Here is an 18,121-nt window from a genome sequence, read left to right as displayed (position 1 = left end):
GGACACGGCCGCCTTCGGCAGCCGCCGGTCGTGCACCGTTCCACAGGGCCAGGGACCGTTCGCCGGAACGGGTGACCGGCCCGGTCGCGGCCCGTGCCCATGGGTCACGGGCCCCGTGACACAGGCCAGGGATCTCGGTGTCAGTGGGTCCCGCTACGGTTTCGTTCATGGCTGCCCGTACCAAGACCACCAAGGACCGGCCGTCCTACCGCTGCACGGAGTGCGGCTGGCAGACGGCCAAGTGGCTCGGCCGCTGCCCCGAGTGCCAGGCATGGGGCACGATCGAGGAGTACGGCACGCCCGCGGTGCGGACGACGACACCGGGCCGGGTGACCACCTCCGCCGTGCCCATCGGCCAGGTCGACGGGCGGCGGGCCACCGCCCGCTCCACCGGCGTGCCCGAGCTGGACCGCGTCCTCGGCGGCGGGCTCGTGCCCGGCGCGGTCGTGCTGCTCGCCGGGGAACCCGGCGTCGGCAAGTCCACGCTCCTGCTGGACGTCGCGGCGAAGGCGGCGAGCGACGAGCACCGCACGCTGTATGTGACAGGCGAGGAGTCGGCGAGCCAGGTGCGCCTGCGCGCCGACCGCATCGGGGCCATCGACGACCACCTCTACCTCGCGGCGGAGACCGATCTCTCCGCCGTGCTCGGCCACTTGGACGCGGTGAAGCCGTCGCTGCTGGTCCTGGACTCCGTGCAGACCGTCGCCTCCCCCGAGATCGACGGCGCGCCCGGCGGCATGGCCCAGGTCCGGGAGGTCGCCGGGGCCCTCATCCGCGCCTCCAAGGAGCGCGGCATGTCCACCCTTCTCGTCGGCCATGTCACCAAGGACGGCGCGATCGCGGGCCCGCGGCTGCTCGAACACCTGGTGGACGTCGTCCTGCACTTCGAGGGCGACCGGCACGCCCGGCTGCGTCTGGTACGGGGCGTCAAGAACAGATACGGCGCAACCGACGAGGTCGGCTGCTTCGAACTGCACGACGAGGGGATCACGGGCCTCGCCGACCCGAGCGGCCTGTTCCTGACCCGCCGCGACGAGCCGGTCCCCGGCACCTGCCTGACCGTCACCCTGGAGGGCCGCCGGCCCCTCGTCGCCGAGGTGCAGGCCCTGACGGTCGACTCGCAGATCCCCTCCCCGCGGCGTACGACGTCGGGCCTGGAGACCTCCCGCGTCTCGATGATGCTCGCCGTTTTGGAGCAGCGCGGCCGGATCAGCGCCCTCGGCAAGCGGGACATCTACTCCGCGACGGTCGGCGGGGTGAAGCTCTCCGAACCGGCCGCTGACCTGGCGGTCGCGCTGGCGCTGGCGAGCGCCGCGAGCGACACCCCGCTGCCCAAGAATCTGGTGGCGATCGGCGAGGTGGGTCTCGCGGGCGAGGTAAGACGCGTCACAGGGGTCCAGCGCCGGCTGGCCGAGGCCCACCGCCTGGGCTTCACACATGCGCTCGTTCCGGCCGATCCCGGCAGGATCCCGCCCGGGATGAAGGTGCTGGAAGTGGCGGACATAGGGGACGCCCTGCGGGTCCTTCCGCGCTCCCGTCGCCGAGAGGCCCCACGGGAGGAGGAGGACCGCCGGTAGACTTTGCCCTGGTCTCGCCCGTCCGTACGAACCGAGAGTGCGACACGGGAGCGCCCCAGAACCTGCGACCGGAGGAGTGCAGTGGCAGCCAACGACCGGGCGGCAGCTCCCGGAAAGTCCGGCGGGAGTTCCCGTGCCGATGGCCTGATGCGCGCCTCACTGAGCGCCGTGGCTCCCGGCACGGCCCTGCGCGACGGACTCGAGCGCGTGCTCCGCGGCAACACCGGCGGTCTCATCGTGCTCGGCTCCGACAAGACCGTCGAGACGATGTGCACGGGCGGTTTCGTCCTGGACGTCGAGTTCACGGCCACCCGCCTGAGGGAGCTGTGCAAGCTGGACGGCGCCCTGGTGCTCTCCTCGGACCTGTCGAAGATCCTCAGGGCGGGCGTGCAGTTGGTGCCCGATCCCACGATCCCGACGGAGGAGACGGGTACGCGCCACCGCACGGCGGACCGGGTGAGCAAGCAGGTCGGCTTCCCGGTGGTGTCGGTCTCCCAGTCGATGCGCCTGGTCGCGCTGTACGTCGACGGGCAGCGCCGGGTCCTGGAGGACTCGGCGGCGATCCTCTCCCGCGCCAACCAGGCCCTCGCGACCCTGGAGCGCTACAAGCTCCGCCTGGACGAGGTGGCCGGCACGCTGTCCGCGCTGGAGATCGAGGACCTGGTCACGGTCCGGGACGTCTCGGCGGTCTCGCAGCGGCTGGAGATGGTCCGCCGCATCGCGACCGAGATCGCCGAATACGTGGTCGAGCTGGGTACGGACGGCCGTCTGCTCGCCCTCCAGCTGGACGAGTTGATCGCCGGTGTGGAGCCCGAGCGGGAGCTGGTGGTGCGCGACTACGTGCCCGAGCCGACCGCGAAGCGCTCCCGCACGGTCGAGGAGGCCCTGTCCGAACTGGACGCGCTGACCCACGCCGAACTGCTCGAACTGCCCACGGTGGCCCGTGCGTTGGGTTACACCGGCTCGCCCGAGACACTCGACTCGGCGGTGTCCCCGCGTGGTTTCCGGCTGCTCGCCAAGGTCCCGCGGCTGCCCGGCGCGATCATCGACCGCCTGGTGGACCACTTCGGGGGCCTCCAGAAACTGCTCGCGGCGAGCGTCGACGACCTCCAGACGGTGGACGGCGTCGGCGAGGCGCGCGCCCGCAGCGTCCGCGAGGGGCTGTCGCGGCTGGCGGAGTCGTCGATCCTCGAGCGGTACGTCTGACCCTCCGGACCGGGTGACCGGGGGGCCGCCGGAAATCCGGTGGAGAGGCTGCGCGGCCGCCTCTACGTTCGGAGGATGACCAAACGAACCTTCCGCGTCATCGTCCGCGGCGTCTTCGACGGTCTCGGCGAAGGGCAGCGGGCCGAACTCCTGGCACGGGCCGCCGAGCACGATGTGCTGCGCGCCGCCTTCACCCCCGAGGGCCACCTCAGCTACGACCTCGCGGCACGCTCCGCCTTCACCTTCCGCTTCCTCGACTCGGGCGAGGCGGAGGAAGACATCCTGGCCGCGACGGAGCGCGCCGAGGAGGCCGCCAGGGCCTGGCTCACCGAGCGCGGCTACGGCTACAAGAACCTCCGTTCCACCGCCGAGGACCTCTCCCAGGCACCGCTCGGCAAGCGTCGTCGCCGGGCCATCGCGGGTTCGTCCTTCTGACCGGTCCCCTGGCCCGGCGACATCAGTCCTTCGACAGCACGAACGACGTCTGGGCCTTCGGGAAGCCGGGAGCCTTCGCCTCGACCAGGTATGTGCCCGCGGGCACCGAACCGGCCGGGGGAGTGGCGCAGTCGGGGGCGCTCTGCTTGCGGTCCCACTTCACCGTGTAGGTGACCTGGGCCTTGGCGGGCACACGGAACAGCAGGCTTCCCGAGCCGCTCGGGCAGTCGGACGAGGACCACACGTCCTTGTCGCTTCCGGTCTGTGTAACGGTCAACACGGCGCTCTTCGGGCCGAGATCGACCTTGCAGTCACTGCCGGAGGAGTTCTTCGCGGTCAGCTCGAACGCGGGGGTGTCTCCGGGCGCGTAGGCGTTGCGGACACTGCGAAGCGTCAACTGCACCGCTTTCGAGGCGCAATTGGCCAGGGACGAACCGGAACCGGCTGGCAGCTGACCGCCCGCGGACCCGCTGCCACCGCTGCCGTCCGCACCACCGTCCGAGCCGCCGGTTCCCGTTCCGGATCCGTCGGACCCGTCGGACCCCGACGACCCCGCCGACCCGGAACCGTCTCCGCCGCCCGACTCGTCCCGCCCGCCCGGGTGTTGGCTGATCGCCGGCCCGGTTCCGGACGGGCCCGGAGTGATGGACGACGTGGGGTGCTTGCCGTTCGAGTCGTCCCCTTTGTTCTTTCCACCGCCGCCGGCCGTGACCACCCAGGCGATCAGCAGCGCCAACAGGGCTAGCACGGACAGCAGTACGGCCCTCCGTCGCCAGTAGATGGAGGAGGGAAGCGGCCCGACCGGATTGCGCAGAGATCCCACGGCGAAAACTGTACGAGAGATCGGAGCCGCGCCTTACGCCACCCGCCGCCCTGGCATCAACTTTTCCGGATCATCATCCCGCGCGGCCTCCCCGGCCGGGGCCGAAACACGCGCACGGCACCGGACGACCCGCTCCCCTGTCGCCCCCGGCCCTCCTCGCCCCCCTCGGCGCACCCGGCCCTCCTCGCCCCCCTCTCGGCACACCCGGCCCTCCTCGCCCACCCCCTCGGCGCACCCCACCGACCGCCGACCCCGTCCGGCAACCGGGGGGCCGGGAGCCTGCGGCCGAAGTCCGGGTGTACCGACACAACACCCCCACCCGAGCCGGTCCCCCACCCGACCGCCCCTCACGTGGGAGGATCGAAAGCGTCATGACTGCACCCACCACCCCCACCCCTGTTCCCGCCCCCACCCCCGAACCCGCCCAGACCGACGACCTCACGGGCGTGGCGCCCGGCAGGGCTCTGCACGCCCCGGTCATCGCCTGGTTCCACGAGCACGCCCGCGATCTCCCCTGGCGGCGCCCGGAGGCCGGGCCGTGGGGCGTGATGGTCAGTGAGTTCATGCTTCAGCAGACGCCGGTCAGCCGCGTCCTGCCCGTCTACGAGCAGTGGCTCGCCCGCTGGCCCCGCCCTGCCGACCTCGCCAAGGAACCCCCCGGCGAGGCCGTCCGCGCCTGGGGCCGCCTCGGCTACCCGCGCCGCGCACTGCGTCTGCACGGCGCCGCCATGGCGATAACGGAACGGCACGGCGGCGACGTACCCACCGAACACGCCCAGCTTCTCGCCCTGCCCGGCATCGGGGAGTACACGGCGGCGGCCGTGGCCTCCTTCGCCTACGGGCAGCGGCACCCGGTCCTCGACACCAATGTGCGGCGCGTCCTCGCGCGCGCGGTCACAGGGGTGCAGTACCCGCCCAACGCCACCACCGCCGCAGAGCGCAAGCTCGCCCGCGCGCTGCTGCCCGAGGACGAGCGAACGGCGTCCCGCTGGGCCGCCGCCTCCATGGAGCTGGGCGCGCTGATCTGCACGGCGAAGAACGAGACGTGCCACCGCTGCCCGATCGCCAGGCAGTGCGCCTGGCAGCTGGCCGGGAAGCCGGAGCACGACGGCCCGCCGCGCCGCGGCCAGACGTACGCGGGGACGGACCGCCAGGTGCGCGGGCGGCTGCTGGCCGTACTGCGTGAGGCGACGGGCCCGGTCCCCCAGTCGGTCCTCGACCGGGTGTGGGACGAGCCGGTGCAGCGCGCACGCGCCCTGGACGGACTGGTCTCCGACGGCCTGGTGGAGCCTCTCGCCGGCGGCCTCTACCGCCTTCCGCTCACCTGACCCCGCCTGCCCGGGCGCGCGCTTCCCACCCCCGCGCCCGGGCGGGTCCGTACCCGTCCCGCGCCGGCCGGCACACAGCTTTCGGACAGTCCACGGCTCGCCCCGTCACAGCGACTGCCTTGTCACATCACAGAGCACCCGCCTCGCCGGTGGAATAAATCACCCCGAACCACCCCCAACTTCCGCCCTCTTCTACCCAGTTCCGCCGTCTGTTACACAACCGACGGACAGCCGAGCGCTCTCCGCAGGCTGGCTCGGACAACGCCGTGACAACCCGTCGGTAACTTCATATGCGTGCCGCGGAAGACGCGACACGGGAGCTGATGGCAGCTCAGAGACTTTGCGGGACCGGCACCCGGCTGTGCGACACAGCCGCACGGGCCGGAACACGGGGAACGGAGGCGGTTGGAATGGCGCACGGCGAGGTGCTCGAGTTCGAAGAGTACGTACGCACCCGGCAGGAAGCGCTGCTGCGCAGCGCCCGTCGGCTGGTGCCCGACCCGACCGACGCCCAGGACCTGCTCCAGACCGCTCTGGTGCGCACGTACGGCCGCTGGGACGGCATCGCCGACAAGCGTCTGGCGGACGCCTACCTGCGTCGCGTGATGATCAACACGCGCACCGAGTGGTGGCGGGCCCGCAAGCTGGAGGAGGTCCCCACCGAGCAGCTTCCGGACGCCTGCGTGGAGGACTCCACCGAGCAGCACGCCGACCGGGCCCTGCTGATGGACATCCTGAAGGTGCTCGCTCCCAAGCAGCGGAGTGTCGTGGTGCTGCGACACTGGGAGCAGATGTCCACGGAGGAGACGGCCGCAGCCCTCGGTATGTCGGCCGGAACGGTCAAGAGCACGCTGCACCGGGCGCTCGCCCGGCTCCGGGAGGAGCTGGAGGCCCGCGACCTGGACGCACGCGCGCTGGAGCGTGAGGAGCGGGAGCGTTGCGCGGCCTAGGCACGGGGGCCATACGGCTCGACGGGTCCCTCAAGGCGGCGATGGCGGCGATGGCCGCGATCGCCGCCCTCGGGCTTTTCGTCTCCGCCTGCGCGACCGGCGGCACGGGCGCGCGGGACGAGGGTCCGGCGGGAAGCGACCCGGTGGTGGCGGGAACCTCCCCGCCCTCCGCCTCGCCGACCAAGAAGGAGCCCACACGGCTCGACGTGGTCAAGATGGTCAAGGACGATCCGATGGTCGCAAAGGCGGTCAAGGACGATCTGAAACCGTGTGTGGCCGATGAGTACCCGGTCGACGTCTCGTACGGCAATGTCACCCGCAGCACCGCGAACGACATCGTCGTGAACGTGATGACGTGCAGCGACGCAGTCGGCCTCGGCTCGTACGTGTACCGCATGGAGAACCACAAGTACGAGAATGTGTTCAAGGCCGAGGAGCCCCCGGTCTATGCGGAGATAGACCGAGGTGACCTTGTGGTGACCCAGCAGATGTACGAGAAGGGCGACCCGGTGTCGTATCCCTCCAGCGAGGACGTGATCACCTACCACTGGTCGGCGCGCCATTTCGCCGTCGTGTCCAGCACGCGCAACGTGTACAGCAACGCGGTGGGCGACAGCGGCACGCCCGCCCCGACGGGGAACTGAGAGAGCGGATGGCAGAGCAGACCCACGTGCTGTTCGTCGAGGACGACGATGTCATCCGGGAGGCCACCCAGCTCGCCCTGGAGCGGGTCGGCTTCGAGGTCACCGCCATGCCCGACGGCCTGTCGGGCCTGGAGGCTTTCCGCGCCCGTCGCCCCGACATCGCCCTGCTGGACGTGATGCTCCCCGGACTGGACGGCGTCAGTCTCTGCCGCCGTATCCGCGACGAGTCGACCGTCCCGGTGATCATGGTGTCGGCGCGTGCCGACTCGATCGACGTGGTGCTCGGCCTGGAGGCGGGCGCCGACGACTATGTGACCAAGCCGTTCGACGGCGCCGTGCTGGTCGCGCGCATCCGTGCGGTGCTGCGCCGCTTCGGGCACGCCAGCGGCGCCGACCGGGGGGCCGAGGAGTCGTCCTCCGTGGACGGCGGCGTGCTCACCTTCGGTGAACTCGAGGTCGACACGGAGGGCATGGAGGTACGGCGGTCGGGACAGCCGGTGGCGCTCACGCCGACCGAGATGCGGCTGCTGCTGGAGTTCTCCTCGGCGCCGGGCACGGTGCTGTCCCGCGACAAGCTGCTGGAGCGGGTCTGGGACTACGGCTGGGGTGGTGACACCCGGGTCGTCGACGTCCATGTGCAGCGGCTGCGGACGAAGATCGGCCAGGACCGGATCGAGACGGTCCGCGGCTTCGGCTACAAGTTGAAGGCCTGAACAGGGGTATGCGGGGGATTCTCGGACGCCTGATCCCACAAGACGCGGCCATACGGACGGGCCTCAGGTGGAAACTCAGCGCGGCGATCGCCCTGGTCGGCGCGCTGGTCGCGATCGCGCTGAGCCTGGTCGTGCACAACGCGGCGCGCGTGTCGATGCTCGACAACTCGCGCGACCTCGCCGTCGAGCGGATCCAGGTGGCCCAGCGGATGTACGAGTCCGGGCGCACCCAGACCTTCGGCGTCAAGGTCGACGACCCTGCCATCCCCCGGGATCTCCTCCAGAAGGTCGCGGAGGGCCGGCGGGCCACCTATGTCGCCGAAGGTGCGCACGGGGTGCCGGACATCTGGGCCGCCGTGCCCCTCAAGGACGGCCGGGTGCTGTCCCTGCACACCCGTTTCACGGACCGCAGCGCCAGCGTGATGCAGGACCTCGACCAGGCCCTGTTCATCGGTTCGATCGCGGTGGTCCTCGGCGGCTCGGCGCTCGGTGTGCTGATCGGCGGGCAGCTGTCGGGGCGTCTGCGCAAGGCTGCGGCCGCGGCGAACCGGGTCGCCAAGGGTGAGCCCGCCGTCCGTGTACGGGAGGCGATCGGCGGTGTGGTGCGGGACGAGACCGACGACCTGGCGCGCGCCGTGGACGCGATGGCGGATGCTCTCCAGCAGCGCCTGGAGGCGGAGCGCCGGGTGACCGCGGACATCGCCCACGAGCTGCGCACCCCGGTGACGGGCCTGCTGACGGCGGCGGAGCTGCTCCCGCCCGGGCGGCCCACGGAACTGGTCCTGGACCGCGCGAAGGCCATGCGCACGCTGGTGGAGGACGTGCTGGAGGTCGCCCGTCTGGACAGTGCCTCCGAGCGGGCGGAACTCCACGACATCACGCTCGGCGAGTTCGTCGCCCGGCGGGTGGCCGCCAAGGACGCCGATGTCGAGGTCCGGGTGATCCACGAGTCGGAGGTCACCACGGATCCGCGCCGGCTGGAGCGCGTGCTGTTCAACCTGCTGGCGAACGCGGCCCGGCACGGCAAGCCGCCGATCGAGGTCTCGGTCGAGGGCCGGGTGATCCGCGTACGGGACCACGGGCCCGGCTTCCCGGAGGAGCTGCTGGCCGACGGGCCGAGCCGCTTCCGTACCGGCAGCTCGGACCGCTCGGGGCACGGCCACGGCCTGGGCCTGACGATCGCGGCGGGCCAGGCGCGGGTGCTGGGCGCCCGCCTGACGTTCCGCAATGTGCGGCCGGCCGGGACGCCCGAGCATCTCCCGGCCGAGGGCGCGGTGGCGGTGCTGTGGCTGCCGGAGCACGCGCCGACGAACACGGGCAGCTTCCCGATGCTGCCCCTGTCCGGAGGCTGACCGCCGGGCCCCTGACCAGAGGCTGACCACCGCCTGACCCGCGGCCGACCGCCGGACTCGTCCGGCGGCCTGCCCACCCGGCCCGCTCCCCGGCAGCCACGGCCTGCGGTAGCTACTGGGCCCACTCCTGGTCGAGGTCCAGGTCGCCCTCACGCCGCTGAGTGAAGGAGAACCAGTTGCCGGAGTCGTCACGGAAGAGCGCCTCGGTGCCGTACGGACGTTCCTTCGGCTCCTGGAGGAACTCCACGCCGCGCTCCTTGAGCTTCTTGTAGTCCCCGTGGATGTCGTCGGTGACCAGCACTCCGGCGCCGAGGGCACCCTTGGTGACGAGCTTCTTCACCATCTCGGCGGACTCGGGGTCCATCGCGGGCGGGCCGGGCACCATGAGCGTCAGCTCCACGTCGGGCTGGTCCGGGGCGCCGACGGTCAGCCAGCGCATACCGCCGTCGCCCATGGTCATGTCCGTACGGACCTCGAGGCCGAGCTTGTGCGTGTAGAACTCCTTGGCCCGGTCCTGGTCGAGGACCCAGACGGTCGTGATGGCGAGCCCCTTGATCATGGCGTTCTCCTGGGTGCGAGGTGCTGTTGCCTTGCCACCGTAGGCAGCACGGCCGTCAGCCCGCTTCTTCGGAGTTGCGCTTCTGATCGTCCGCGCGCGGACGGAATCCGCCGGCCCAGAGCATCGCGTAGCACCCGGGTATGAGCGCGGCGCCGCGGCCCACGTGCTTGGTCCGGTACTCACTGGGGGTGAGGCCGGTCCAGATCTTGAACCGGGTGGAGAATGTGCCCACGCTGCTGAATCCCACCAAGTGGCAGATCTCGGTCACGCTCAGGTTGGCGGTGCGCAGCATCTCCTCGGCCCGCTCGATCCGCCGGTGCGTCAGGTACTGCCCGGGCGTCTCCCCGTAGGCCGCCTTGAAGGCCCGGATGAAGTGATACCGCGAGTACCCGGCATGCGCGGCCACGGCGTCGAGGTCGAGCCCTGGGTCGGCCCAGTCCCGGTCCATCGCGTCCTTGGCGAGCCTGAGCTGCCGCATCTTGTCCACGGTTCGATGCTGCCACGGGGCACTGACAGCGCACCGCGGCACGAATCGGCGAAGGCCCCCGGAGCGCGGGCGCTCCGGGGGCCTTCGGGGCCGGGGGCAGGTGCGTCAGACGGCCTCTGCCACCGTCGGCTGCACGTTAGCGGCGTCCCCAGCCGCGTCCCCGGCCTGCTTGTCCGGTCCGGCGCCGCGCAGCGGGACCTCCTTCACGAAGACGGCGGCCAGCAGCGCCACCACGCCGACCACCGCACCCAGGACGAAGGCCGAGTGCGTGCCCGCCGAAACCGCGTACTGGTACGCCTCCCTGGCCGCCACCGGCAGCTTGTGCAGGCTCTTCGCGTCCAGCTGGGCGGACTGCTCGGTGATCTTCGAGCCGAGGGTGCCCGCCCGCTGGGCCATCACGTCCTGCACCCGGTTGTTGAACAGCGCGCCCATGATCGCGACACCGAAGGAGGAGCCGAGCGTGCGGAAGAGGGTGGTGGACGAGGACGCGACACCCATGTCCCTCATCTCCACGCTGTTCTGCGCCACCAGCATGGTGATCTGCATCAGGCAGCCCATTCCGGCGCCCAGCACGGCCATGTAGACGCCCGAGGTGAACCGGGTCGTCCCGGTGTCCATCTGCGCGAGCAGGAACAGGCCGGCGATCATCAGCGCGCTGCCGACCAGCGGGAAGACCTTGTACCTGCCGCTCTTGGTGGTGACCCGGCCCGCGATCATCGACACGACGAGCATCGCCCCGAGCATCGGCAGGAGCAGCAGTCCGGAGTTGGTCGCGGAGGCGCCCTGCACCGCCTGCTGGTACAGCGGCAGGAACAGCGTCGCGCCGAACATCACGAACCCGGTGATGAACCCGATCACCGACATCAGGGAGAAGTTGCGGCTGCGGAAGATGTGCAGCGGCACGACCGGCTCGGCGGCCTTGGTCTGCCAGAACACGAACCCGACGAGCGCGGCGACGCCGATGCCGATCAGCTCCATGATGCGCGCCGAGGACCAGGCGTACTCGGTCCCGCCCCAAGTGGTGACCAGCACGATCGCGGTGATGCCGACGGTGAGCAGACCGGCCCCGAGGTAGTCGATACGGGCCTTGGCGCGCTTCCTGGGCAGGTGCAGCACCGCGCTGATGGCGAGCAGGGAGACCACGCCGAGCGGCAGGTTGATGTAGAAGGCCCAGCGCCATCCCCAGTGGTCGGTGATCGTGCCGCCGACCAGCGGGCCGCCGATCATCGCGAGCGCCATGACGCCGGCCATCATGCCCTGGTACTTGCCGCGCTCCCGCGGCGGTATCAGATCTCCGATGATGGCCATGACACCGACCATGAGGCCGCCGGCACCGAGGCCCTGCACGGCGCGGAAGCCGATGAGCTGGCCCATGTTCTGCGCCATGCCGCTGAGCGCCGAACCGATCAGGAAGATCACGATCGAGCTCATGAAGGCGCCCTTGCGCCCGTGCATATCGCCGAGCTTGCCCCACAGCGGCGTGGAGGCGGCAGTGGCGAGCGTGTACGCGGTCACCACCCAGGACAGGTGCTCGAGCCCGCCGAGATCGCCCACGATCGTCGGCATCGCGGTGCCCACGATCATGTTGTCCAGCATCGCGAGCATCATGGTGATCATCAGCGCGAGCAGGACGACCCGCACGCTCCGTGGCTGTTCCTCGGTCTCGGGCGGTGCCGTGTTGTCCGCCATGCTCCCCACTCCCCTGGATACTGCGGGCCGCCCGCTACTTACTTGCCGCCCGGCTAGTTGACTACACTGAGGGAAGGTAGCCCCGAAACTAGCCGGGCGTCAAGTAAGTTTGGTGGGCCTGCCGGTCGGGCGGTAAGCAGGTATCGGAAGTCCGAGGAGTACGAGATGGGCGGCACCACCATGGACGGCACCAAGCGGCAGCGGCGGGGGGACACCCGCCAGCGCATCCAGGACGTGGCGCTCGAACTCTTCGTCGAGCAGGGCTACGAGAAGACCTCACTGCGCGAGATCGCCGAGCGCCTGGACGTCACCAAGGCGGCCCTCTACTACCACTTCAAGACCAAGGAAGAAATCCTGGTCAGCATCTTCGAGGACCTCTCCCGCCCGATGGACGAGCTGATCGAGTGGGGCAAGGCCCAGCCCCACACCCTCGAGACCAAACGGGAGGTGCTGCGCCGCTACAGCGAGGCGCTGGCCGGCGCGGCCCCGCTGTTCCGCTTCATGCAGGAGAACCAGGCCACCGTCCGCGAGCTGAGCATCGGCAACGAGTTCAAGGACCGGATGCTCCAGATGCGTGACATCCTCCGGGACCCGGACGCCTCACTGACCGATCAGGTCCGCTGCACCAGCGCGCTGTTCACGATGCACGCGGGGATGTTCGTGCTCCAGGACGTCGACGGCGACCCGGAGGAGAAGCGCAGGGCGGTCCTGGAGGTCGCCATCGACCTGGTGACGCAGGCGCACGCGGAACCTCGGGGCTCGTAGGGCCGCAGGGGCTCCCATCCGTCTCAGACGGTCACGCCCCTGGCGCGCAGGAAGACGAGGGGGTTCGTCGCGGACCCGTAGTGCGGGGTGCCGCGGATCTCGAAGTGCAGGTGCGGCCCGTTGGAGTTGCCGGTGCTGCCGGAGAGCCCGATGCGCTGCCCGGTCGTCACGGCCTGACCGACCCGCACGTCGATCCGGGAGAGATGGGCGTACTGGGAGTAGGTGCCGCCAGGGTGCTTGATGACGACGGCATTGCCGTACGCGGACCCGTCGCCCGCGCCGTTGCCGCCGGCCTTGACGACGGTGCCGGCGTGCACGGCGGTGACCCGGGTGCCGCTCGGCACGGCGAAGTCCTGGCCGGTGTGACCGGCCCGCCACATCCCGCCGGCCTGACGGAAGCCCGCGGTGAGCCCGTACTGCTTGACCGGGCCGACCCAGGTGACGGCGTTCGCCGCGGCGCCGTCGGCCGCGGTCGCGACCCCGGCGCCCAGCACGGCCGGGATCCCCGCGCCGGCGGCCAGCACGGCGGCCCGGGCGCGGAGCCGAGACGTACGGGACGGGGAGGCGGCGCGCTGGGACATGGGGACCTCATGAAGTCGGGGGCTTGACCATCCCTTGGTACAAGCACGCCCCGTCATCCCCAAAACCCGCGCACTACGACGAGCACTCGTACATACCGGGTTGGAATTCCGTTCTCTTGACAGAAGGGGCATCCATTAGGAAGCCGGATAAAAGCGCCGTGGATGACGCCATTCGAGCGGGGAGCCCGGCCGGGGCGTAAACCCGAATGTCCCTTTTGTCGATAACGCTCTTCTGCTAGGGGGTTTAGTACCGTCCGCCTCGCCTGTGTGGCATGTCACCGCTCTTTCCGGTTCCGAATGGGCTGAGCCGTGCCGGAAAAAAAGGGGCTGCCCCGGGACCCTGGGTCCCGGGGCAGCCCCTGTGCGCGCCCGCTGAGGGGTTACGCGTCCTTGCTCAAGTTCGGACCGCCACCGGCCGCCTGCTCGATCGGCGGAACGTCCGGCAGTGCCGACTTCTCCTCACCGCGGAAGGTGAAGGTCTGGCTGTCGCCCTCGCCCTCCGTGTCGACGACCACGATGTGGCCCGGACGCAGCTCCCCGAAGAGGATCTTCTCGGACAGCGTGTCCTCGATCTCGCGCTGGATCGTGCGGCGCAGCGGCCGGGCGCCCAGCACGGGGTCGTAGCCCTTCTTGGCCAGCAGCTCCTTGGCGGACTGGGCCAGCTCGATGCCCATGTCCCGGTCCTTGAGCCGCTCGTCGACCTTGCTGATCATCAGGTCGACGATCGCCAGGATGTCGGCCTGGGTCAGCTGCGGGAAGACGACCACGTCGTCGACGCGGTTGAGGAACTCGGGGCGGAAGTGCTGCTTGAGCTCGTCCGACACCTTGTTCTTCATGCGCTCGTAGTTGGTCTTCGTGTCGCCCGCGGCGGCGAAGCCCAGGTTGAAGCCCTTGGAGATGTCCCGGGTGCCGAGGTTGGTCGTCATGATGATGACCGTGTTCTTGAAGTCCACGACCCGGCCCTGGGAGTCGGTCAGACGACCGTCCTCCAGGATCTGCAGCAGCGAGTTGAAGATGTCCGGGTGGGCCTTCTCGACCTCGTCGAAGAGGACGACCGAGAACGGCTTGCGGCGGACCTTCTCCGTCAGCTGGCCGCCCTCCTCGTAGCCCACGTATCCGGGGGGCGAACCGAAGAGACGCGACACCGTGTGCTTCTCGCTGAACTCCGACATGTCGAGGGAGATCAGCGCGTCCTCGTCGCCGAACAGGAACTCGGCGAGCGCCTTGGACAGCTCGGTCTTACCGACACCGGACGGGCCCGCGAAGATGAACGAACCACCCGGACGCTTCGGGTCCTTCAGGCCCGCACGCGTACGACGGATCGCCTTCGAGAGCGCCTTGACGGCGTCCACCTGGCCGATGACCCGCTTGTGGAGCTCGTCCTCCATGCGGAGCAGCCGGCTGGACTCCTCCTCGGTGAGCTTGAACACCGGGATGCCCGTGGCGGTGGCCAGGACCTCGGCGATCAGCTCGCCGTCGACCTCGGCGACGACGTCCATGTCGCCGGCCTTCCACTCCTTCTCCCGCTTGGCCTTCGCGGCGAGCAGCTGCTTCTCCTTGTCGCGGAGAGAAGCCGCCTTCTCGAAGTCCTGGGAGTCGATCGCGGACTCCTTGTCCCGGCGGACAGCCGCGATCTTCTCGTCGAACTCGCGCAGGTCCGGCGGCGCGGTCATCCGGCGGATGCGCATCCGGGAACCCGCCTCGTCGATCAGGTCGATCGCCTTGTCCGGCAGGAAGCGGTCCGAGATGTAGCGGTCGGCCAGGGTGGCGGCCTGGACCAGGGCCTCGTCCGTGATGGAGACGCGGTGGTGCGCCTCGTAACGGTCACGCAGACCCTTCAGGATCTCGATGGTGTGCGGCAGGGACGGCTCCGCGACCTGGATGGGCTGGAAGCGGCGCTCCAGGGCCGCGTCCTTCTCCAGGTGCTTGCGGTACTCGTCGAGCGTGGTCGCGCCGATGGTCTGCAGCTCACCGCGGGCCAGCATCGGCTTCAGGATGGAAGCCGCGTCGATGGCGCCCTCGGCGGCACCCGCACCGACCAGCGTGTGCAGCTCGTCGATGAACAGGATGATGTCGCCGCGGGTGCGGATCTCCTTGAGCACCTTCTTCAGGCGCTCCTCGAAGTCACCGCGGTAGCGGGAGCCGGCGACCAGCGCGCCCAGGTCGAGGGTGTAGAGGTGCTTGTCCTTGAGGGTCTCGGGCACCTCGCCCTTGACGATGGCCTGCGCCAGGCCCTCGACGACCGCCGTCTTGCCGACGCCGGGCTCGCCGATGAGGACCGGGTTGTTCTTGGTCCGGCGGGACAGCACCTGCATGACCCGCTCGATCTCCTTCTCGCGCCCGATGACCGGGTCGAGCTTGGACTCACGAGCGGCCTGGGTGAGGTTCCGGCCGAACTGGTCCAGGACGAGGGAGGTCGAGGGCGTGCCCTCGGCCGGGCCGCCCGCGGTGGCGGTCTCCTTGCCCTGGTAGCCCGACAGCAGCTGGATGACCTGCTGGCGGACGCGGTTGAGGTCTGCGCCCAGCTTGACCAGGACCTGGGCGGCGACGCCCTCGCCCTCACGGATCAGGCCGAGCAGGATGTGCTCCGTGCCGATGTAGTTGTGGCCCAGCTGAAGGGCCTCGCGGAGCGAGAGCTCCAGGACCTTCTTGGCACGGGGGGTGAAGGGGATGTGGCCCGAGGGCGCCTGCTGGCCCTGGCCGATGATCTCCTCCACCTGCTGGCGGACCGCCTCGAGCGAAATCCCGAGGCTCTCCAGGGCCTTAGCGGCGACACCCTCACCCTCGTGGATCAGGCCCAGGAGGATGTGCTCGGTGCCGATGTAGTTGTGGTTGAGCATCCGGGCTTCTTCCTGAGCCAGGACGACAACCCGCCGCGCGCGGTCGGTGAACCTCTCGAACATCGTTAATCGCTCCTCAGAGCGGTCAGGCAGTAAGGGGACGCTCCCCTCCCTGTCCTTCCGCAGCTTAGTCCCGCAAGCGGGGACCGCTCATTCCAACTGCCGACACCGTCCTTGGCCTCCTGACCCCGAACGCCGACATCTGCTCCAACCCGATGGTGCGAGACGATGTTCCCGCAGGCCAGGCAGTTACCCCACTCGCCAGTACGCCGATGGCGAACGTGAGACGGCCCGTCCTGCGTGTCGCCCCCTCCCACTAGGGATGTCTTACCCGTACGCACGGACACTCCATGCCGCGCGTACCGGTTCCCTCCGCTATGGGCGAACATCCTTGCGCCGCCGGACACCCCCGAACGCCCTCTGCTCCGACACGGTGCGCAGTCAGTTCACCACCCAGCGTAACTCCCGGCCTGCCCGGCCTGTTGCTCCGGGCATGGTCCCCACTGTGCCCCTGGTTTCCACGGTGCCCCTCCCCCGCCGACCGCGCGACCCGGACGACAGGGCGCGCCGCTGGTACGAGGACGAGCTGGGCTGGGCCACCGCCTTCGGGGAGCCGTTGCGGCTGGTCACGGGCCTGCGCTTCGACGTCCTGGAGGTTCCCGCGGAGGCCGGGTACGCGGCGCTGCGGCATCTGGGGCCGGCGTCCCCCGTCGCGGTGCACGGGGAAAGGATGCGGCTGCTGGTGGCCGCGGGCGGCGCGGACGAGTTGCCGGGGCTGCTCGACTGGCTGGAGTGGGGTGCCCTGCCCCTGGACCTCACGGCCGTCGGAGCGGGCGGGCACATCGAGGCGCCGCCGCCACCGGACCGGAACGGTTCACAGGGGGCCGCCGTCTGGCTGCGGCCCCCCGAGACGGGATGCGAGATCGAACTGCTGCTGCCGACGCTGTCGGCCGTGGGGGGCGTCGCAGGCACCCCCGATCTGGTGCGGCTGGTCGACACGATGGCAACGCAGTGCCACCGGGTCCGGCTGCGGCGCGCGTGCGCTCAGCCGTTGGCCTTCTCGTAGGCCTCGCGGATGGACGCCGGAACACGGCCACGGTCGTTGACCTCGTAACCGTTCTCCTTCGCCCAGGCGCGGATCTGCGCGGTGTCCTGGCTGCCGCCGGAAGCGGCCGCGCGGGTCTTGCCACGTCCGCCCGCGGCGCGGCCTCCGGTACGACGGCCACCCTTCACGTAGGGCTCGAGAAGGCCACGGAGCTTGTCCGCGTTGGTGGTCGTGAGATCGATCTCGTACGTCTTGCCGTCCAGTGCGAACGTGACGGTCTCGTCGGCCTCGCCACCGTCGAGGTCGTCGACAAGAAGGACCTGAACCTTCTGTGCCACCGCATTTCCTTTCATCGATAACTTCAGGGCCCGAGGGTTGCGGCCTGTGCCGCTTGTTTCGCGTCCCCTGTTATATGCAGTACTGCAGTACGTCGGAAAGCAAACCGCTTTTGCTGGAAAAACACAAACCCCCGGGAGAGGGCAACGTGCGGCGGGCGGACCGGAAACATGCGCGTTTCGGACATAGGGAACCTGGGCAACGCTGTCCGGCCGAAGCGCGGGGGCCGAATACTCCAGGCGATCCCTTGATGATCACAGATGCAGAAGCATCCGGCTGTTGCCCAAGGTGTTCGGTTTCACTCGTTCGAGACCGAGGAACTCCGCCACGCCCTCGTCATAGGAACGCAACAGCTCCGCGTAGACATCCGTGTCGACAGGCGTCTCCCCGATCTCGACGAAGCCGTGCTTCTCGAAGAAGTCCACTTCGAAGGTCAGGCAGAAAACGCGGCGAACGCCGAGCCAGCGGGCGGTCTGAAGCAACTTCCCCAGCAACCGGTGCCCGACGCCGAGGCCCTTGGCCCCGGGCTGCACCGCGAGAGTACGCACTTCCGCCAGGTCTTCCCACATGACGTGCAGGGCACCACAGCCGACGACCTCGCCGTTGTCATCGCGTTCCGCCACCCAGAACTCCTGGATGTCCTCGTAAAGCGTGACCGTCGCTTTGTCGAGCAGGATGCCGCGCCGGACGTAGGCGTCGAGGAGCCGGCGCACCGCCGGGACATCGGTCGTCCGGGCCCGCCGGACGGTGACGGCTTTTGCGGTGGGACTCTCTGCTGGCATGTGCGGACG

General features: G+C 70.0%; 18 protein-coding genes. 10 read left to right on the top strand and 8 right to left on the bottom strand.

What is annotated here, in order from left to right:
* The first annotated feature begins 167 nt into the window (after positions 1–167).
* The 3 genes from radA (at position 168) to ABZ876_RS07105 (ending at position 3,218) form a co-directional block, all read left to right on the top strand.
* On the top strand, positions 168–1,577 hold the full coding sequence (gene radA / locus ABZ876_RS07115) for a DNA repair protein RadA (RefSeq protein WP_361775468.1): 1,410 nt from the start codon (positions 168–170) through the stop codon (positions 1,575–1,577).
* 81 nt (positions 1,578–1,658) lie between these two features.
* A complete protein-coding gene (gene disA, locus ABZ876_RS07110; protein WP_361775465.1) occupies positions 1,659–2,783 on the top strand; it encodes a DNA integrity scanning diadenylate cyclase DisA in 1,125 nt (374 codons plus the stop codon).
* 75 nt (positions 2,784–2,858) lie between these two features.
* Positions 2,859–3,218, top strand: a complete 360-nt coding sequence (locus tag ABZ876_RS07105) for a DUF6204 family protein (RefSeq protein WP_361775462.1) — start codon at positions 2,859–2,861, stop codon at positions 3,216–3,218.
* 22 nt (positions 3,219–3,240) lie between these two features.
* On the opposite strand, the gene ABZ876_RS07100 is transcribed toward ABZ876_RS07105, so the two are convergent.
* Complete coding sequence (locus ABZ876_RS07100) at positions 3,241–4,041, bottom strand: hypothetical protein (RefSeq protein WP_361775459.1); 801 nt, start codon at positions 4,039–4,041, stop codon at positions 3,241–3,243.
* A 371-nt stretch (positions 4,042–4,412) separates the two neighbouring features.
* Between ABZ876_RS07100 and ABZ876_RS07095 the strand changes: the two genes are divergently transcribed.
* From ABZ876_RS07095 to cseC, 5 genes are all read left to right on the top strand, one after another.
* Positions 4,413–5,369 carry an A/G-specific adenine glycosylase gene (locus ABZ876_RS07095; protein ID WP_361775456.1) on the top strand — a complete coding sequence of 319 codons (957 nt, stop codon included), beginning with the start codon at positions 4,413–4,415 and terminating at the stop codon, positions 5,367–5,369.
* A 410-nt stretch (positions 5,370–5,779) separates the two neighbouring features.
* Positions 5,780–6,319: a SigE family RNA polymerase sigma factor gene (locus tag ABZ876_RS07090; RefSeq protein ID WP_361775453.1), complete on the top strand. Its 540-nt coding sequence runs from the start codon at positions 5,780–5,782 to the stop codon at positions 6,317–6,319.
* Positions 6,307–6,963, top strand: a complete 657-nt coding sequence (locus ABZ876_RS07085; RefSeq protein ID WP_361775450.1) for a hypothetical protein — start codon at positions 6,307–6,309, stop codon at positions 6,961–6,963. Before ABZ876_RS07090 ends, ABZ876_RS07085 begins: the two co-directional genes overlap by 13 nt.
* Before the next feature lie 8 nt (positions 6,964–6,971).
* Entirely contained in the window at positions 6,972–7,676 is a 705-nt protein-coding gene (cseB, locus tag ABZ876_RS07080; RefSeq protein WP_361775447.1) for a two-component system response regulator CseB, read from the top strand.
* A gap of 8 nt (positions 7,677–7,684) precedes the next feature.
* Complete coding sequence (cseC, locus tag ABZ876_RS07075; RefSeq protein ID WP_361775444.1) at positions 7,685–9,028, top strand: two-component system sensor histidine kinase CseC; 1,344 nt, start codon at positions 7,685–7,687, stop codon at positions 9,026–9,028.
* Positions 9,029–9,140: 112 nt separating this feature from the next.
* On the opposite strand, the gene ABZ876_RS07070 is transcribed toward cseC, so the two are convergent.
* From ABZ876_RS07070 to ABZ876_RS07060, 3 genes are all read right to left on the bottom strand, one after another.
* Positions 9,141–9,587, bottom strand: coding sequence for a VOC family protein (locus tag ABZ876_RS07070; RefSeq protein ID WP_361775441.1), 447 nt, complete (start codon positions 9,585–9,587; stop codon positions 9,141–9,143).
* Positions 9,588–9,642: 55 nt separating this feature from the next.
* The gene (locus tag ABZ876_RS07065; RefSeq protein WP_361775617.1) at positions 9,643–10,065 is read right to left on the bottom strand and encodes a helix-turn-helix transcriptional regulator; all 423 of its coding nucleotides are present in this window, start codon (positions 10,063–10,065) and stop codon (positions 9,643–9,645) included.
* 114 nt (positions 10,066–10,179) lie between these two features.
* Positions 10,180–11,763: an MDR family MFS transporter gene (locus tag ABZ876_RS07060; RefSeq protein ID WP_361775438.1), complete on the bottom strand. Its 1,584-nt coding sequence runs from the start codon at positions 11,761–11,763 to the stop codon at positions 10,180–10,182.
* Positions 11,764–11,928: 165 nt separating this feature from the next.
* Here ABZ876_RS07060 and ABZ876_RS07055 point away from each other — a divergent pair, with 165 nt between their 5' ends.
* Positions 11,929–12,528 carry a TetR/AcrR family transcriptional regulator gene (locus tag ABZ876_RS07055; RefSeq protein WP_361775435.1) on the top strand — a complete coding sequence of 200 codons (600 nt, stop codon included), beginning with the start codon at positions 11,929–11,931 and terminating at the stop codon, positions 12,526–12,528.
* A gap of 23 nt (positions 12,529–12,551) precedes the next feature.
* Here the strand turns inward: ABZ876_RS07055 and ABZ876_RS07050 are convergent, their stop codons facing one another.
* Together ABZ876_RS07050 and ABZ876_RS07045 are read right to left on the bottom strand one after the other, a co-directional pair.
* Positions 12,552–13,109, bottom strand: a complete 558-nt coding sequence (locus ABZ876_RS07050; protein WP_361775432.1) for a M23 family metallopeptidase — start codon at positions 13,107–13,109, stop codon at positions 12,552–12,554.
* Positions 13,110–13,489: 380 nt separating this feature from the next.
* Complete coding sequence (locus ABZ876_RS07045) at positions 13,490–16,012, bottom strand: ATP-dependent Clp protease ATP-binding subunit (protein WP_361775429.1); 2,523 nt, start codon at positions 16,010–16,012, stop codon at positions 13,490–13,492.
* A 430-nt stretch (positions 16,013–16,442) separates the two neighbouring features.
* Here ABZ876_RS07045 and ABZ876_RS07040 point away from each other — a divergent pair, with 430 nt between their 5' ends.
* On the top strand, positions 16,443–17,015 hold the full coding sequence (locus ABZ876_RS07040) for an SCO3374 family protein (RefSeq protein ID WP_361775426.1): 573 nt from the start codon (positions 16,443–16,445) through the stop codon (positions 17,013–17,015).
* Here ABZ876_RS07040 and ABZ876_RS07035 read toward each other — a convergent pair.
* Positions 16,994–17,332: an Lsr2 family protein gene (locus ABZ876_RS07035; RefSeq protein WP_361663288.1), complete on the bottom strand. Its 339-nt coding sequence runs from the start codon at positions 17,330–17,332 to the stop codon at positions 16,994–16,996. The genes ABZ876_RS07040 and ABZ876_RS07035 overlap by 22 nt on opposite strands.
* Positions 17,333–17,584: 252 nt before the next feature.
* A complete protein-coding gene (locus tag ABZ876_RS07030; RefSeq protein WP_361775423.1) occupies positions 17,585–18,112 on the bottom strand; it encodes an amino-acid N-acetyltransferase in 528 nt (175 codons plus the stop codon).
* Positions 18,113–18,121: the final 9 nt, after the last annotated feature.

It is taken from the genome of Streptomyces sp. NPDC046931 (assembly GCF_040644655.1).
In the GTDB taxonomy this organism is placed as follows: Bacteria; Actinomycetota; Actinomycetes; order Streptomycetales; family Streptomycetaceae; genus Streptomyces.
Note: the sequence above shows the minus strand (reverse complement) of the source record. Positions and strands in the feature narration are given on the sequence as shown.

Bases quoted from the DNA above. Each gene is read 5' to 3' on its own strand.
- radA (WP_361775468.1), top strand. From the start codon at position 168: ATGGCTGCCCGTACCAAGACCACCAAGGACCGGCCGTCCTACCGCTGC.
- ABZ876_RS07105 (WP_361775462.1), top strand. From the start codon at position 2,859: ATGACCAAACGAACCTTCCGCGTCATCGTCCGCGGCGTCTTCGACGGT.
- ABZ876_RS07095 (WP_361775456.1), top strand. From the start codon at position 4,413: ATGACTGCACCCACCACCCCCACCCCTGTTCCCGCCCCCACCCCCGAA.
- ABZ876_RS07090 (WP_361775453.1), top strand. From the start codon at position 5,780: ATGGCGCACGGCGAGGTGCTCGAGTTCGAAGAGTACGTACGCACCCGG.
- cseB (WP_361775447.1), top strand. From the start codon at position 6,972: ATGGCAGAGCAGACCCACGTGCTGTTCGTCGAGGACGACGATGTCATC.
- cseC (WP_361775444.1), top strand. From the start codon at position 7,685: ATGCGGGGGATTCTCGGACGCCTGATCCCACAAGACGCGGCCATACGG.
- ABZ876_RS07070 (WP_361775441.1), bottom strand. From the start codon at position 9,587: ATGATCAAGGGGCTCGCCATCACGACCGTCTGGGTCCTCGACCAGGAC.
- ABZ876_RS07065 (WP_361775617.1), bottom strand. From the start codon at position 10,065: ATGCGGCAGCTCAGGCTCGCCAAGGACGCGATGGACCGGGACTGGGCC.
- ABZ876_RS07060 (WP_361775438.1), bottom strand. From the start codon at position 11,763: ATGGCGGACAACACGGCACCGCCCGAGACCGAGGAACAGCCACGGAGC.
- ABZ876_RS07055 (WP_361775435.1), top strand. From the start codon at position 11,929: ATGGGCGGCACCACCATGGACGGCACCAAGCGGCAGCGGCGGGGGGAC.
- ABZ876_RS07050 (WP_361775432.1), bottom strand. From the start codon at position 13,109: ATGTCCCAGCGCGCCGCCTCCCCGTCCCGTACGTCTCGGCTCCGCGCC.
- ABZ876_RS07045 (WP_361775429.1), bottom strand. From the start codon at position 16,012: ATGTTCGAGAGGTTCACCGACCGCGCGCGGCGGGTTGTCGTCCTGGCT.
- ABZ876_RS07040 (WP_361775426.1), top strand. From the start codon at position 16,443: ATGGTCCCCACTGTGCCCCTGGTTTCCACGGTGCCCCTCCCCCGCCGA.
- ABZ876_RS07030 (WP_361775423.1), bottom strand. From the start codon at position 18,112: ATGCCAGCAGAGAGTCCCACCGCAAAAGCCGTCACCGTCCGGCGGGCC.